Source organism: Paenibacillus sp. cl141a (assembly GCF_900109305.1).
Lineage (GTDB): Bacteria > Bacillota > Bacilli > Paenibacillales > Paenibacillaceae > Paenibacillus_AQ > Paenibacillus_AQ lautus_A.
The window spans coordinates 407,992-424,282 of sequence record NZ_FNZO01000004.1 but is presented as its reverse complement, the minus strand read 5'-3'; the positions used below and the strand labels follow the sequence as shown (position 1 = coordinate 424,282).

The 16,291-nt window shown below is 49.8% G+C and carries 13 protein-coding genes and 1 pseudogene; 9 read left to right on the top strand and 5 right to left on the bottom strand.

Features of this window, described 5'->3' with window-relative positions; translation table 11 throughout:
• Window positions 1-102: 102 nt before the first annotated feature.
• The 3 genes from BMX45_RS14560 (at window position 103) to BMX45_RS14550 (ending at window position 4,934) form a co-directional block, all read left to right on the top strand.
• Window positions 103-3,744, top strand: coding sequence for an S-layer homology domain-containing protein (locus BMX45_RS14560; RefSeq protein WP_254778076.1), 3,642 nt, complete (start codon window positions 103-105; stop codon window positions 3,742-3,744).
• Between the two features lie 295 nt (window positions 3,745-4,039).
• Entirely contained in the window at window positions 4,040-4,459 is a 420-nt protein-coding gene (locus tag BMX45_RS14555; protein WP_009592413.1) for a DUF1259 domain-containing protein, read from the top strand.
• Between the two features lie 55 nt (window positions 4,460-4,514).
• Complete coding sequence (locus BMX45_RS14550) at window positions 4,515-4,934, top strand: DUF1259 domain-containing protein (RefSeq protein WP_012818537.1); 420 nt, start codon at window positions 4,515-4,517, stop codon at window positions 4,932-4,934.
• 65 nt (window positions 4,935-4,999) lie between these two features.
• On the opposite strand, the gene BMX45_RS31330 is transcribed toward BMX45_RS14550, so the two are convergent.
• From BMX45_RS31330 to BMX45_RS14530, 5 genes are all read right to left on the bottom strand, one after another.
• Window positions 5,000-5,176: a hypothetical protein gene (locus BMX45_RS31330; RefSeq protein ID WP_012818538.1), complete on the bottom strand. Its 177-nt coding sequence runs from the start codon at window positions 5,174-5,176 to the stop codon at window positions 5,000-5,002.
• Window positions 5,177-5,357: 181 nt separating this feature from the next.
• A complete protein-coding gene (pdxA, locus tag BMX45_RS14545; RefSeq protein WP_090910281.1) occupies window positions 5,358-6,359 on the bottom strand; it encodes a 4-hydroxythreonine-4-phosphate dehydrogenase PdxA in 1,002 nt (333 codons plus the stop codon).
• Window positions 6,356-7,651 (bottom strand): four-carbon acid sugar kinase family protein, encoded by a 1,296-nt coding sequence (locus BMX45_RS14540; protein ID WP_090910280.1) that lies wholly within the window; start codon window positions 7,649-7,651, stop codon window positions 6,356-6,358. The genes pdxA and BMX45_RS14540 overlap by 4 nt, the downstream gene beginning before the upstream one ends.
• Before the next feature lie 55 nt (window positions 7,652-7,706).
• The gene (locus tag BMX45_RS14535; RefSeq protein WP_090910279.1) at window positions 7,707-8,690 is read right to left on the bottom strand and encodes a 2-keto-3-deoxygluconate permease; all 984 of its coding nucleotides are present in this window, start codon (window positions 8,688-8,690) and stop codon (window positions 7,707-7,709) included.
• A gap of 161 nt (window positions 8,691-8,851) precedes the next feature.
• A complete protein-coding gene (locus BMX45_RS14530) occupies window positions 8,852-10,537 on the bottom strand; it encodes a sigma-54-dependent transcriptional regulator (protein ID WP_090910417.1) in 1,686 nt (561 codons plus the stop codon).
• Window positions 10,538-10,779: 242 nt separating this feature from the next.
• Between BMX45_RS14530 and BMX45_RS14525 the strand changes: the two are divergent.
• The 6 genes and pseudogenes from BMX45_RS14525 (at window position 10,780) to BMX45_RS14500 (ending at window position 16,269) form a co-directional block, all read left to right on the top strand.
• Window positions 10,780-13,391: pseudogene (locus BMX45_RS14525) on the top strand (glycoside hydrolase family 3 C-terminal domain-containing protein).
• Between the two features lie 347 nt (window positions 13,392-13,738).
• Window positions 13,739-13,939, top strand: a complete 201-nt coding sequence (locus tag BMX45_RS14520; RefSeq protein ID WP_006207692.1) for a cold-shock protein — start codon at window positions 13,739-13,741, stop codon at window positions 13,937-13,939.
• 148 nt (window positions 13,940-14,087) lie between these two features.
• On the top strand, window positions 14,088-14,330 hold the full coding sequence (locus tag BMX45_RS14515) for a cold-shock protein (protein WP_012818545.1): 243 nt from the start codon (window positions 14,088-14,090) through the stop codon (window positions 14,328-14,330).
• A gap of 65 nt (window positions 14,331-14,395) precedes the next feature.
• On the top strand, window positions 14,396-14,623 hold the full coding sequence (locus BMX45_RS14510) for a helix-turn-helix domain-containing protein (RefSeq protein ID WP_090910278.1): 228 nt from the start codon (window positions 14,396-14,398) through the stop codon (window positions 14,621-14,623).
• Window positions 14,624-14,947: 324 nt separating this feature from the next.
• Entirely contained in the window at window positions 14,948-15,406 is a 459-nt protein-coding gene (locus BMX45_RS14505; RefSeq protein ID WP_175495111.1) for an Hsp20/alpha crystallin family protein, read from the top strand.
• Window positions 15,407-15,564: 158 nt separating this feature from the next.
• Entirely contained in the window at window positions 15,565-16,269 is a 705-nt protein-coding gene (locus BMX45_RS14500) for a PspA/IM30 family protein (RefSeq protein ID WP_175495116.1), read from the top strand.
• Window positions 16,270-16,291: the final 22 nt, after the last annotated feature.

Genomic DNA, 16,291 nt, shown 5'->3' with positions numbered 1-16,291 from the left:
TGGAGGGAGTTATCCGCACAAATTTATATCTGAATGGGACAAGGGGTCAAGGGTCGTTGTTGGATGTCATACGATTACTAACTTACAGGATGGGTGAAATAGTTGAAGAAAAAGATAATTTCAATGATCGTGGCAACGCTGTTAATTGTTACGAATATGCCAATGGCATATGCGCTCTCGCCGGTAGCAGAGGTTTACTATAATGCCGGAACGAGCATCTATGATTCCAGTGATTTTGAGAGCCAGTTGAATGATGCAATTAAAGCCCGGTTGAGCGCACAAGGCGTAAATCCTAAATATGTGTCCATCATGGACGCGAGCGCAGACCGGACAACGGTAACGGATACGACGTATGTGCATGCCGGATATGACAGCTGGTATATAAATCAATTTGGCTATGCGATTCCCCCGGCGGTTGAAACTGCCGATTACAATCACGTTCAAGCTTCCAACGGCGGCAACACGTTAACCTTCTATGGTTATACCTCGCCTGCGTATAAGGATTTCATGCTGACGCAGGGAAGCCCTTCAGGCAAGAAGATCATTACCTTCGACATGGATGAATCCAAAGTGGATTACCACAGCATGGAAGGCGGCGGTTTTCTATTTAATACCCAAATCGACGTCAGCGGTAAATTAAGCGGGTATGCGATTTTATATGTTCAAGGTTCCATTAATGTATATAAGATCGATGGCGTAGACGCAGCCGCTCTGCACAATGAAACGTGGAGTCCTTTGAGTTCCATGTCAGGCGTTACCTCCATCGGAAGTTTTCCGAAAGGGGCATCCACCCACCACAGCATTAAAATCGTCGTAACGGATACAACGCTGAGCATGTGGGATAATGGCGACCAAATCATTCGTAATCTAGCCCTCCCGGACGTTTACGGAGATGAATTTGGTCCGATCGTAAGCCACATAGGCCATGGCTGCGAGATCATTTCGATTTTTTCGTTCGACAATATGAAATTGTATTCAACTTCGAGCAAGCCGTTGGATGTAGCGGTCGATAATATCCTGTGGGGGACGTCGCCGCTGCGTTATGTCGTGAACATTAACGATGACCCGCGCGGGGATTTGGATCAGGGAACGAACCAATCCAAGCTGACGGAGTCGTTCAATAACAAAGGCACACAGTATATCGGCGTTACGGAGTCGACTTATACGGACACCAACGATGATTTTATCCGCGGCCTGAACGAAGGCGGACTGCATGTCGATTCCGACAAATCCACCGACGACATCATTCAAGAAATTGCGAATCGTATCGCGGATCAGCTTGTTTCCGATTATAAAGAAGCCATTCAAGCCATTGAAACGGCAGAGGACAAAACCGATATCGAGTATCATCCCGGCGACACGAAAAATTCGGTGAAAAACAATTTAACATTGAAGCAAGACGATGACGTCACCACCGTCTGGTCCTCCGACCAGCCGTCGGTCATTGCACCTGATGGAACCGTGACGAGACCGGTTACGAACCAGTCGGGAACTTATGTGACCTTGACAGCAACCATCACCAAAGACGGGCTGACAAGCGAGAAGACGTTTACCGTCTACGTTCTTGCCGCAGATCCGGCTCCTTTAAGCACATTGACCGCTGTTGCGGGCAATGGGCAAGCGACATTGAATTTCCCTGTTCTCACAGGGGCAACAAACATCGTGGTTGAACAGTCTACCGACGGTACCAACTTTGCGCAGGTAAGACCATTGGAGACGCTGGATGCGTCTTCAACAAGCGCAACCGTAACCGGATTAACGAACGGTGAAACCTACTATTTCCGACTGAACGTCGAATCCGGACTATATGACGGCGTATCCAACGTAGTCCAAGCCTCGCCGTCGAAATCGTTAACCACGTTATCGGCCGATACAGGCAATGGGCAAGTGACATTGACTTTCCCGGCATTAACAGGGGCAACGAGCATTGTGGTTGAACAATCTACGGACGGCACCGCGTATACTGCGGTTAGCCCGTTGGAGACATTAGATGCTGCTTCTACAAGTGCAACCGTAACCGGATTGACGAACGGCGAGACCTATCATTACCGATTGAACGTCACATCGGGTCCATATGCTGGCTTGTCCAATGTGGTTCAGGCTTCCCCTTCGGAACCGATCACCACGTTGTCGGCCGTTGCGGGCGTTGGACAAGTGACATTGAATTTCCCTGCTTTAACGGGGGCAACGAACATCATTGTGGAAAAATCTACGGACGGCACCACGTTCACGCCGGTCAATCCAGTGGAGACCTTGGATGCCGGTTCCACGAGTGCAACCATAGCCGGTTTATCGAGCCGTGAAACCTACCATTTCCGGTTAAACGTCGAATCCGGTCCACATGCAGGTTTGTCCAATGTGGTTAGCATCAAGCCAAACGCGCCTGCGGTACCGGTAGAAAATCCGCCTGCAGGGAATACAAACGTCGTTCAGCAACCTGCACCTACTATGAAAACGGACGTTGTTGTTTCCGATCAAGCCAACGGGGGCAAGGTCGTTCAGGACAAAATTACGAAGCTCGTCGGAGACAGTCTGAAAGTATCGGGGAAAATAAAATCAGCAAACGGTCAAGAATTGAATCTGCCGAATATCGTCATGAATCAGGACGGCAGCTTTACGCTTCCAAAAGTTGCACCAGGCCAATATACGTTGTCGCTGAACGTGATCGCGCCTAACGGGGAGAAGCTGGCTGGTCCTGCCGGCAAGCTGAGCGTCGATAACAATGGAAATGCCAAGTTATCGGTTGATCTAGTCGATCCATATGGCACGATTCTCGATAAGGTGACGGAACAGCCTGTTGCAGGCGTGAAGATGCAATTGTATTGGGCCGATACGGAGCTGAATCGTTCCAAAGGCAGAGTGCCGGGAACGCTTGTCCATTTGCCTGAGCTTCCGGATTTTGCACCCAACAAGAACCATAACCCGCAAATGAGCTCAGACAGCGGTCAATATGGCTGGATGGTTTACGCCAATGGCGATTACTACTTCTTGGGCGAGAAGAACGGATACGTTGTTTTTGACAGCCGTACCGATAAGCGTGAAGAGCGCTTTGGCGCTGACAGTTATATTAAGGACGGAGTCATCCACGTCGGCGACACGATCGTGAAATTCAGCTTCTCCCAGGAGCCGAAAGTGAAGGCCGCAGGCGATCATCGCGCATACATGGTCGGATATCCTGACGGCACGTTCCAAGCGGATCGTGGCATTGTCCGGTCCGAAATGGCTGCGATCCTGTCCCGTTTGTATACATCCGCAGCGAGCTCGAAGAAAGTATCGTATTCGGATGTGAGTGCGAAACATTGGGCAACGAACGCGATTACGACCGCAACCAACAATAAATGGATGGTCGGTTTCGGCGACAATACATTCAAACCGAAGAAACAGATCACGCGGGCGGAATTTGCACAGATTCTCATGAATTTGTATAAATGGGACGCTGTCCAGGAGAGCACATACACGGACGCAGCGGGACACTGGGCTGAAAAAGCCATTGCAACGGCTCAGGAGCAAGGTGTGCTGTTCGATTTCACGGAGGAGACCTTCCATCCGAATCAGCCGATTACGAGATTAGAGGTTGTTCGAATCCTGAACCAACTGCTGGATCGTAAACCTTGGGATATCAAGGTTGAACCGAAGTGGACCGATGTTCCGGTAAACCACGACTATTATTCAGACATTATGGAAGCTTCGATTCCGCATGGGTTTGAGCAGCTTGAAACCGGAATTGAAGATTGGAAGGAATAGGGGCGTCAGCGAATTGTGGCTGTAAATAGTCACGGTTCGCCTGCTCGCATACTTTAAAGACCACCTTTTTTAAGGTGGTCTTTTTCCGTGGGATAGCCGTTTTGGTCCTGCGAAACGGCATACATACAAAATTTGAAGACGACAGCATCATAAGGGTGTCGTCTTTAAGTTTTAGAGTTGGATATAGATGCAGATATATTAATATCTTTTTATTCTTATAAATAAGTTATTGGTCCAATACTATTTTCTCCCTCGATCATATGATACCTAGAATATGATTAAAGGAGGACTTATCATGGCTGAACAGGTTAGAGTGAGCCCGCAATTCAAAAGGCTTTGCGACCAATTTGGAAGAATCCTAGGCGGCGAATCGGAAATTGAAGAAGGTCCGGTTTGTTTTGTCACGCGGATGACGAACTTAAGAGAGACGATTTTGGGAAGAAGAACGCGTTCCCCTTTGGTTCAAATGCAAATGTTTTCGTTTGAATCGCTTGATCAGTCGGGCCGCGCGCTTTGTTTGGGTGAGACTGCCGTGCATCAAAACCAGGTAAATCGATTGATGTCGAATCTCCGCAAACGGGGGATTAAAGTAACGGCGCTCCATAATCACTGGCTCAAAGAACAGCCTCGTTTAATGTATATGCATTGGGAATCGATTGACAATCCGGTTGCGTTTGCCAGAAAAACAAAAGAATCCATTGCATTCTTAGGTTAATGCGGTTGAGTCATATCGCTCATATTTCTATCATTTCATGAGAGGATGATTACGTATGGCGGAAGTGCAAGCAAGTCCTCGCTTTAGAAGATTATGTGACCAATTCTCAAGTATTTTAGGCGGAACGGAGCATGAAATTACAAAAGGCCCGGTTTGCTTTGTCTCCAGAAATAGAAGAGTAAACGCATCTATCTTAGGCAGACGTACCACTTCTCCTTTGATCCGTTACCAACTCTTCTCGTTTGAATCGCTGGACAGTTCCGGTCGCGCGCTTTGTTTGGGAGAAACGGCTCTCTTCCAAGGACAAGTGAATCGATTGCTGTCGAATCTTCGCAAGAACGGGATTAAAGTAACGGCCGTCCACAATCACTGGCTGTTTGAAAATCCCCGCCTGATGTATGTTCACTGGGAGTCCGTCGATGATCCCATTGCATTTGCAAGAAAAGTAAAGCGTTCTATTGCATTCTTAGGTTAACTATCGGATGGGAAAAATAGTAGAAAAGCGACCGTAATCGGTCGCTTTTCTACGAAGTTACTGCCCTAGTGATAGTTCTTGGACTCATTCTCCTTATATTTGCCGTCGCTGTCATGCAGAGCCTGTTTCCGGCGATCATTGCGGGCTTGCTGCTGTTGCTGGGCCTCATGGCTGTTCACGGGTGTCTCTGCCAGTTGTTCCACCGTGTTGATCAGGTTCTTGTCCGGTTGGTTCGTGCTCAATGGAAAGGTCCTCCTTATTTACTGGAATCGATTGTGATGTTTATTATGTGCTGGCGGTCATGCAGCTATTCGTAACTACAGCTTTGGCTTGAACGAGGGCCTGGATTTGTTCTCTCAGGCATAGAAAAAAAGACCCGGCGGAAGCCGGGTCTTCTACATATAACATCTTCGATCATCAAAATTATATTTGGTCCTTCGGGGCAAGTTCAATGGCAGAACGAATCGCAGCGAGCATGCTCTTGTCATCGGCGATGTTCTTCCCTGCAATATCGAAGGCGGTGCCGTGGTCGACCGAGGTGCGGATAATGCCGCCTTTCAGTCCGACCGTAATGTTCACGCCCTCTTCGATGCCCATGACCTTGATCGGGGCATGTCCCTGGTCATGGTAGCAGGCCACGACGATATCGAAATCGCCTCGGCCGGCTCTGAAGAACAACGTATCCGCAGGGAGGGGGCCGACCACGTTAATGCCTTCCCGCTGGGCACGCTCGATGCCCGGGAACAGTTTCTCCTCTTCTTCTCCGTTGCCAAACAGTCCGTTCTCGCCCGCATGCGGGTTGATTCCGCAGACCGCGACTCTTGGATTGTCGAAACCGGCCTTTTTCAAGGTATCGTGGGCCAGTTTGACGACGGTATACGTTCTTTCCGGGTTGATGCTCTGAATGGCCTCGATCAATCCCATATGCGTCGTCAGATGAATGACCCGCAGGTTCGGGGTCGTCAGCATCATCGAGAAATCCTTGGTATCCGTGAGATCAGCCAAAATTTCGGTGTGACCCGGATACATATGTCCGCCTTGATGCAGAGCTTCCTTGTTCAGCGGAGCCGTGCAGATGGAATGGATCTTCCGCTGCTTCGCCAGATCGATGGCTCTGGCCAGAAACTGAAAAGCGGCATCTCCCGCGACGGCCGATACCTCCCCGAATGCAAGGTCAGCCGGCACGAGGTCCAGATCGATGACGTCTACGGTGCCAAACTCGTATTTTGCCTCGGAGGGCTCTGGAATGGCGTTCACCTTCAGGCTTGAGCCGATAATCGGCAGCACGCGTTCTAATATTTTGGCGTCGCCGATTACGAGCGGGTTGCAGTTATCGTACATCTCCTGATGGGATAAGGCCTTCATAATGATTTCGGGTCCGATGCCTGCCGCATCGCCCATCGTAATTCCAACCGTCGGTTTCATGCTGGATTACCTCCTTTTATCGTTTGAATCGCATGGATAAATACGTCCGGCTTGCCGAATCCGCCTGCCTTGGTGACCACATACAGATCGTCAATCCCTATAAATTTCGAGATCGGCACGCCGATTTCCAGCTCGTCCAGCAATTCGAAGCCGCTAATGCTCCATTGCATGCAGATTTGTTTGGCCGTGTCTCCGCCTGTCATGGATACGCCCTTGAAATAACCTTGCTCCAGCAGCTGGGCACAGATTTCTCCCATGGCACGGACAATCTCGTTACTGACCTCGGTGTGATTGAGCCCGCGGGCTTCGCCTACGGCACGGGCCCGTTCGATGTCGGAAGACTCCGCCGTCGAATAGATTACGATATCTTTGCCTTCCTGTGCGTGCAGCTTGACTTCTTGATAGACGCGATCCATTTCTTCCGTGCGCTCCGCTGAATCCGACACAGCCTTATAAGACACGAATTGCACGGGAACCACGTCGGTATGCTCAAGCAAAAGCTTCAGCTGGGCACGGGAGTTCTTGTTCACGCTGCCGACCACGGTAAGGATGGGTCCCTGATTCTGCGCGATCGCAAGCTCCCTCGGTTTGGACGAAATATGGTAATGGGCGGGCAGATAATTGGCGATGCCTGCAGAGCCGGCCCATGCGAACTTGTATGGAAGCTGCCCGGTGATGTGCAGGATGAACTCCAGATGAGCTTCTTCCGTGGAATCGATCAGCACATACGGTATGTTATGTTCTTGAAACTCTTTTAATTTGCCTTCAATACGGCCTGCTCCAGCCTCCAGATCACGGACTGAGATCTCGCCGACGGCATACTTGGTTTGCAGCTTCAGCAAGTCGGGAAGATAGGAGTGGGTGACAGGCGTTTTGGGATCATGGGCAATCTCGGTTTCGGCTAACGGTACTCCATTCAAGTAATGGGTAGCGTTGAGAATGGTTCGATTGTTCTTGGGATAGCCCGGAGCGATCATCATAAAGTCCGGCTTCACAACATCATACAGCGCATCGATTTCTGTCCCGATATTGCCGCGCATGGTGGAGTCCATTTTTTTGAATATCGTATCAAACCCGGCATCCGTTAAAAATCGAGCGGCCCGGCTTACTCGCTGATAAGCTTCTTCGGGTGTTATGGAACGGCTGTCCGTATCGAAAACAACGGCATCGTAATGACGAATATTGTCTTTGTCCATATCGAACAGAACGCTTGTTTTAAGGCCATGACGAGCGAGTTGGACCCCGCTGTCATTGGCGCCAGTCAAATCATCTGCAATGATGGCTAATTTCATGCAGTTTACCTCCTCCTTGAGAAAAACGATGCATTCGAGGGGTTAGGGATAACCTCTATGCTGCAGGGTTGTTGTATTTTTCGACGCCGCCTGATTTTTCCAGTCGCTTGGACAGGAAACCAATAAAGACAGGCAGCAGTATGGCGGTCGTCACGACGCTCGCGGCGATTTGCACGGTCGCGATTTCGGCAATCGGCGCGAAGGAAGCATTCGCGGCGACGATCGCAGCCGGCGTGCCTACCGCATTACCCGCTGTGGAGCCCTCGGAAGCACCGACAATCGGATTCCAGCCGATTGCCTTGAACAGCAGAAAACCAATGCCGCCCGTGAGCAGGACCGTCAGCACGCCAAGCAGAATACCGCTTAGTCCGCCTTGAATGATGGATGAGAAATTGATGCCCATACCGAGCGAGAAGGCGAAGAACGGAACCAGCTTGTCACTGCCTTTATGCAGCCAATCGGCCATACTCCGGTCCAGGTTTCCGATCACGACACCGACCAGCAGCGGAAGCAGTACGGCAACGAAAGACATCGCCGAGAACATGCCGTTGGCAAAACCCATGGCGCCGAAGATCGAGAGCGCGACCATCGTCAAGAACGGTCCGTCGCTTAATGCCAGGAAAGGATAGGCTGCTTTGTCATCCTCTTTTCCGTATTGTCCGGCTAACGCAATATACAGTCCGCCGTTTGAATTCGTCATGGCCGCGATAATGGCCAGAGGGGCAAGGCCCAGGAATAATCCGTTGGAATCCGCAAACAGGATGGCGACCAAACCTAATAGCGCGCCGATCGTCCACTTAAACACTAGCAGCGTGACGCCTTTTCCCACCGACGAACCCGCCGTTTTGAACGTGATCTGCGTGCCGGCAATCAATAAGAAGAGGGCGATGAGCGTACTCGAACTGTTCACGAATAAGGCTTCCGTAAACCCGCCGATCCGCAAAGCGTTTGGTGCGAATGTATTGATGCACGCTCCGATGAGGAGGGGAACAACCATCATACCGCCAGGGATACGATCTAATGTCGCTTTAATTTTCATAATGTTAGCTCCTTGTGTAATCGTTTTATTGAAGCGCTTGCAGTAATTATACTAGTTCAAATTGTTTATTTTAGCAACATATAATTTCTGTAAATGTGATAAATCTAATAAATTGTTTAAAATTGCAACACTAAAGATGAAAAAAAAGCGTAAACTTAAATTTATTCTTTAAGTTTACGCCAAAGCGTGGCCCGATTAATCCCTAATCGTTCGGCTGCTCTAGATTGGTTATTCTTTTCCTCGAGGAGTACGTATTGAATAATGTCTTTCTCGATCTCTTTAAGAGTCCCTTTCAACGGAATAGGGTTTGAGGCTGGAGGCTGATGATCGAGCAAGCGTGCTAGTGTATCGGCTGAAATCACATAGTCGGTTTCGTTCATCGCAGACTGTTTAATGAGCTGCTTTAATTGGCCGATCGTCATGTGCGAAGCATTCTGCCTTATCAGCTGCAAGGCCTCTTCCTTTATTTTGACCGCCGCGGTCCCGTATTTTTGATGGTATCGGCTTAAAAAGAGCTGAATAAGCGAAGGCAGATCCTCCAAACGGTCCGAAAGCGAAGGCATGAGGATTGTATTCAGCTTCATGTTGGGGGTTCTCTGTTGGTCAAGCGCCTGTTCGCTAAGTATGAATACGCCAATCTCTTTATGCAGGCAAGACTCCACAAAAGCTATCACATTCGGATCCTGGATGCATTCTTCCACATGGATGAATTCCACGGTTCGCGCTTTGGACAACGGAAGGGTTCCTAACTGATCCGGGGAAACTTGGGCTAGATCGATCTGGAGCAGCAAACCGCCGTCCGAGTACAATTGATGAATATACTTCACGATGAAGGACTTGCCCGTATCTTCCCGGCCAAGCAGATGGATGGGCTCATGATGCTGATACAGAGCTTGGATGCTAGCCAACGTGGTGCGCATGGCAGCGGACTCGGCAATCATCGGCTCTGCTAATGGTTCAGCGTAGGCTTTGATGCCTGACTGCGCAAATTCATAGGGCCGCCCTTTTTCCAAGGAGTATACTTTATAGCTTCTGTTCTCCAATGAGGTTTCATAGGCTGTGACCGAAAGCTGGTAATCGTCCATCGTAAAAACATTCTGCACTTGGGATTTGTGGAATTCCACGTTAGTATTGATCAGATAGATATGGTTTTCCGTCAAAGGGCTGTGCTCAAAATCGGCCAATTGCTCGTATACGATTTCATTCTGATCGTTAAAGATCACGAGATTGGGGTGCTCTTTGGCAACCAGATCGTTCAGAATGGCTGAGACGGTATGGTTGTTGCTCAGGTAGCGGTAGATGAGCTGGGCATCGTCCAGGGCTCGCATGATGGATTCCTTGCCGGAATGGATGAGGAGTCCCTTTAACCCGTAAGCCTCGGCCGTATGGACGGTGATGACATCCCCGACAACCTGGCGGTATCCGGCAGCTTTCAGCTCCAGCAATAACCGTGCCACATCTTCGGAGCTGTGTATGGTATACACTTTTAAAGGCAGATCCATTAAATCAATAATCGATTGGGCACCTGATGTTATATTGGAAAAGCCGACAATGGCGGTTTTTCCGTTAAACTGGCTCGCCAGCGTCAAGGAACGGATCATGTCGTATCCGGACAGGTGGACATCAATGACGGGGATCGATACCGCGGCTTTAATCAGCTGGGCCGTTCCGCCGCGGCTGATAATGACCTCGGCTCCGTTGTTTTGAGCCGAAGCTGCCAGCTCGGCCCCTTTTTGCAAGTCGCCGACGGCGTATTGTATGTCTAACTGGGGAAACAGAGGAATGCACTCTTGTATGATGGGAACCATCGCTTCATAAGGAGCGATCATATGGACACGTATACGCATAACTGATCCTGCTTTCATTCAAAATCATCCAATCGCATATCCCGTGATCGCGGAATATCGATGTTTACATTATTATAGCCAACTTCATCGCATCCTGCGAACATTGCACTGTATTCCCCTACGGAATTTGTTGCTACGATAGTACATAGATGCCTAATGCCTATTGTTGGAATTCGTCAGGCATTTACAATCTTTCTTTACATGGTTTGGTGATTTGGAGAAAACAAACAGGAGGGAACAAATTGAATACACAGAGAGTGGGAGCAGCTCCTTTGGAAGGCTTTGCCGAGTTCAGCCGAAAAGTCGCCGCCGAAGGTGCCGTACTGTTAAAGAATGAAGGACAGGCTCTGCCCCTGCAGCCGAACGAAACCGTTTCCGTTTTTGGCAGGACGCAGATCCATTATTACCGCAGCGGTACGGGGTCGGGAGGCAGCGTTCATGTTTCCCATACAACGAATCTGCTGGGCGGTCTTCGGGATAAGAAGGGCATCGGCGTCAATGAAGAATTGGCTGCTATTTATATGAAATGGATCGAACAGAATCCTTTCGATAACGGCGGGGGCGGCTGGGCGGCTGAGCCGTGGCATCAGAAGGAAATGCCTTTGACCGATGAACTGGTCTCCGCGGCAAGACGCGCATCCGACAAGGCGATCGTTGTCATCGGACGGACGGCCGGAGAAGATCAGGACAACGCCAATGAGCCGGGCAGCTACCAGTTAACGTCCGAAGAAAAAGCCATGCTGCAGCAGGTAACCAAGCACTTCGAGCAAACCGTTGTGGTGCTGAATGTGTCCAACATTATCGATATGAGCTGGCTGCTCGATGAAGGTTATGGGCATCCGATTTCTTCGGTCATTTATGCTTGGCACGGCGGCATGGAGGGCGGCAACGCCATTGCAGACGTATTGGCGGGCGAGGTGACGCCCAGCGGCAAACTGACGGATACGATTGCTTATTCCATCGAGGATTATCCATCGACCCGCAATTATGGCAATGAGCTTAAGAACCTGTATCAAGAGGATATTTATGTAAAGAGGTTGTGCAAGTTTATTATGAAGCACCGCAAGGACGGCTGGGCCAGCCTGCCAAAGTTCTGGCCGCTTTCGGGAAGACACAGGAGCTACAGCCGGGGGAATCGCAGCAGCTAACGCTCCAGTTCCCGGTTCATGCCATGGCCTCCTATGACGATGCAGGCGTGACGGGCCACCGTTCAGCCTATGTATTGGAGGCCGGAACGTACCGTCTGTACGCGGGAGCCAGCGTGAGAAATGTGCAGCCTATCGGCTTGGATGGTCAAGAAGGTTATGTTGTAGAAACGCCGCAAGTTGTCGAGCAGCTCCAGGAAGCCATGGCGCCAACGGAGAGCTTCACGCGAATGAAGCCGGGCGTTCGCAGGGAGGACGGCTCGTACGAGCTTACTTTTGCGGAGGTGCCGAAGCGCACCATTGCCATGGAAGAGCGCATTCACCAAAACCTGCCGCCGTCCTTGGAGCAGACGGGCAGTCGAGGCTATACCTTAAGGGACGTCCATGAGAGGAAAGTCAGCATAAAGGCTTTCATCGCCCAGCTTAGCGATCAAGATCTGGCGGTCATCGTCAGAGGGGAGGGCATGAGCAGTCCGCTGGTTACGGCAGGGACGGCATCGGCTTTTGGCGGCGTGAGCGACCGCCTGCTCGACTACGGTATTCCGGTGGCTTGCACCGCGGATGGACCGTCCGGTATACGGATGGACAGCGGGCAGCAGGCAACGAAGGTGGCGATTGGCACCCTGCTTGCAGCTACGTGGAATACGGAGCTGGTCGAAGAGCTCTATGTGATGGAAGGCCGGGAGCTGCTTAGCTACAACATCGATGCGTTGCTTGGTCCTGGTCTGAACATTCGGCGCAGCCCGCTGAACGGTCGCAATTTCGAGTATTTCTCGGAAGATCCGCTCATCTCCGGCGCCTTTGCTGCGGCGTGCACGCGCGGGATTATGAAGGGCGGCTCCAACGCCACGCTGAAGCATTTTGCATGCAATAACCAGGAGAAGCATCGGAGCAAAGTCGACGCCGTCGTATCCGAACGAGCTCTTCGGGAAATTTATCTGAGAGGCTTTGAAATCGCGGTGAAGCAGGGCGGGGCGAACTCCATCATGACCTCGTATAACCCGATCAATGGGCACTGGGCGGCCTCCAATTATGATCTGAACACCACGATTCTGCGCGGAGAGTGGGGATTCCAGGGCATCGTCATGACGGATTGGTGGGCCATTATGAACGACGTGGTGAACGGAGGCCCGGCCGATCGGAAAAACACGAACTGGATGGTCCGTGCCCAAAACGATTTGTACATGGTGGTCATGAACTACGGAGCAGAAATCAACGCCTGGGAAGACAATACGCTGGCATCCTTGGAAAATGGTACGCTGACCCGTGGAGAGCTGCAGCGCAGCGCCATGAACATCTGCCAATTCCTGATGCATGCGCCGGTCTTCTCTAGAAAGCAGGTGATCGAGGAAGCCGTGGGTTCATTTAAAGCCGATCCTTCCCTCGAGTCGGTATCAGCGCAAGCCTTATCGGAGAGCACGCAAGTGAAGCCGGCTGCAGCTGGATCAATATATATGAAGGTGGAGGAATCCGGTGAGTACCGAATCATTGTGCGCATCATGTCGCCGGAATCGGAACTGGCCCAAAGCGCCTGCAACGTCACGCTGAACGATCAGCCGGTAACCACGATTCAAACGAATGGCACCGACGGCAGATGGATTCAGCAGAAGCTTGTCAAAGTGGAACTGGAAGCGGGTTATTACGAGATGAAGCTGGACTTCGTCAAGCCGGGCTTGCAGATCGAGTGGATTGAATTTAAACGGGTTTAGATCTAAACACTATGGGACATCGCAAAGTAAACCGTTTAGGAAAAAGCTTGATTCATTGATACATGAAATTGTAAATGTCCGATGCTTCTCTTTTCAACATAATGAAGGTGGCCGCTCATGGAGCGGGCCACCTTTTAGGGTTTCTTAAAAATTCCGGCTGTGAATGGGGAAACATTCGTCGTTTGCTATTCCACATCCATTGAGGTATAATAAGTTTATTGGGATTTTGACCTGAGATTCACATATTGCAGAGGGTTATTATTTTGATTAGGAACCTTGTGCAATATGTGAATTTTTTGTTTTTTAACCAAAAATGAGAAAATCATATAAATTTAGGAGGTGTTTCTATGCAAACAGGAACAGTGAAATGGTTTAACGCAGAAAAAGGCTTTGGTTTCATCGAGGTTGAAGGCGGCGAAGACGTATTCGTACACTTCAGTGCAATCACTGGTGACGGCTTCAAGTCGCTTGACGAAGGACAGCGCGTTGAATTTAACGTAGTCCAAGGCAACCGCGGACAGCAAGCCGAGAACGTTGTAAAACTGTAGACTCGTGAAAGGATCCCCAAACGTATCGTTTGGGGATTTTTTTTAAGATATCAGAAAGTTTTCTTAGAGAGTACGTCGATAGACGTTTTTCTGCTTGCCAGTTTAAGGAACGAAAGCGTTAAAAATATGTAGCTGAGGGGGAAATGCATTGTCTTATTCTTGGAATAAACCGCTGGAAAATCTGCCGGAGGAGATGACCGCCATCTGGTCTTGTACGAAGGAAGGGTGTAACGGTTGGATCCGAGACAACTTCTCGTTCAAGGATGTTCCCGTTTGTTCACAGTGCGCGTCGTCCATGGTCAGCAGCAATAAAATCCTGCCGATTCTCGTTTCGTCGGATCAGCAAATCAAGCTTTACCGCAAGAATCAGCGCAAGGACGCGAAGTCGTAGGGCAGTTCTCACGGTCCCATCACCATCCTGTCTCGTTCGTTGCGTACAAGAAAGGTTGAGATTTCATGCAGGCATTCGAAGATTGGAATCAAAAGGTGAAAAAAACGTTTAATGCTACAAGTAACAAGGAGGTATTAACCGTTTCTGAGGCAGGTCATTTGTTAGGTCTGTCCAAAGATCAAATGAAGATCTATGTCGATCAGAATAAGCTGACTAAGGTTCCGATCATGCGAAGCGTGCATCGATACCTTTTGTTGAAAAGTGAAATCGATCGGATTATGGAAAAGCAATAAAATAGAGCAGTATTGTGCTTATACAGAGACAGTCAAGCTCTCCGATCAGTATCGATCTTCCATATAAATATGTAAGAGAAGAGAGTGCCCTAAGGGCGCTCCTTTTTATTTCATGCCTCCAGTCGATCGGTGGAATTTTTAAACCAATCACCTTAAAGGTCAAAAAAGGTCAAATTTAAAGATCCAAACAAATTCTTTTGTCAAACCGGCCGATAATGAGCTATTTTAACGCGATTTCCTGCATCATCGGTTTTGGCATTTAAACGTTCCGGGCATATAATAAAAGCATAAGGTCAAATAAGGTCAAAGAAAGGGGGATTCATGATGTTTGAATTGATGCCATTCGGCAAACGCAGAGAGGATGCCTTCGGACAACTGATGAAGTCATTTCATGATGCCTTTAACGACGCTTTTCCTGATGATGTATTCGCGCCGTTCAAGGGTTCGATGATGTCGTTTAAGACGGACGTCAAGGAGACGGAGCACGCTTATCTGGTTGAGGCGGAGCTGCCCGGTTTTCGCAAGGAAGACATCGAAATCAGCTACGCTGACCCTTACTTAACGATCAAAGCCGTGCGCAGGGAAGATCAGAGCGTGGAGGATACGAACCAGCACATCGTCCGCAAGGAGCGCCGTTACGGCGAGTATGTGCGCAGATTTTACGTTCAGAACATAGCCGAGGACCAAATCGACGCTTCCCTGAAGGATGGAGTCCTTAAGCTTGAAATACCAAAAAAGCCTGACCCTGGTAAGAAACGCATTCAGATCCGGGATGATATCTAATTTATATGCCCTCCGATCCAAAAGGTCGGGGGTTATTTTTTTGTGTTTTCTTAGTAATAAATTTACATATATGCCAATGAATTTCGGCAAATGAAACCTATCGGGAGTATATAGGGTATTATAAGTTAAATGTAAACTTTTCGAGGGGGACGCACATGATGGGAATCTTATCGAGGTTTAAGGATATTATGAGGGTGAATGTGAATTCGTTATTGGAACGGACGGAAGATTCGGAGAAAACGATCGATACCTATATGCGGAGCTTGAACGGCGATCTGGGTAAGGTGAAAGCGGAGACCGCTTCCGTGCTCTCGGATGAGCGGAGAGCGAAGCGGGCACTGGATGAGTGCAGCGCCGAAATCCAGAAGCTGCAGCGATATGCGGAGAAGGCCGTGGAAGCGGGGAATGAAGGCGATGCCCTGAAGTTCCTGGAGCGAAAAGCGGCGCAGGCCGAGAAGCTAAGCGACCTGCAGGCAGCCCACGAATCGGCTTACGCAAACGCCGTCAGGATGAAGCAATTGCAGGATAAGCTGGTATCGGATATGAGCCAGCTGGAAGCTCGATATGCGGAGCTGAAAGGGAAGATGGCGGCTGCCAAAACCCAGCAGGAGCTGAATGCCGGCCGATCCTCCTTGGGCGGTGCCAACGCGGCATTCCATACCATGGAGGAGAAAGCGAACCGTGCTTTGGATGAAGCGGAGGCCCTGGCTGAGCTGCGCGCAGGAGCGAAGGAAGACGACCTGGACGATTTGATCGCGGAGTTGGAGAAGAACATGGGCAAGGACGGAGCTGCCCCGACTTCGCCTCCTAATGCCGAGGATGAACTGGAAGCGATCAAAGAAAAGCTGAACAAGAAGGAGTAACCATTTCATTGTTATCGAGGTG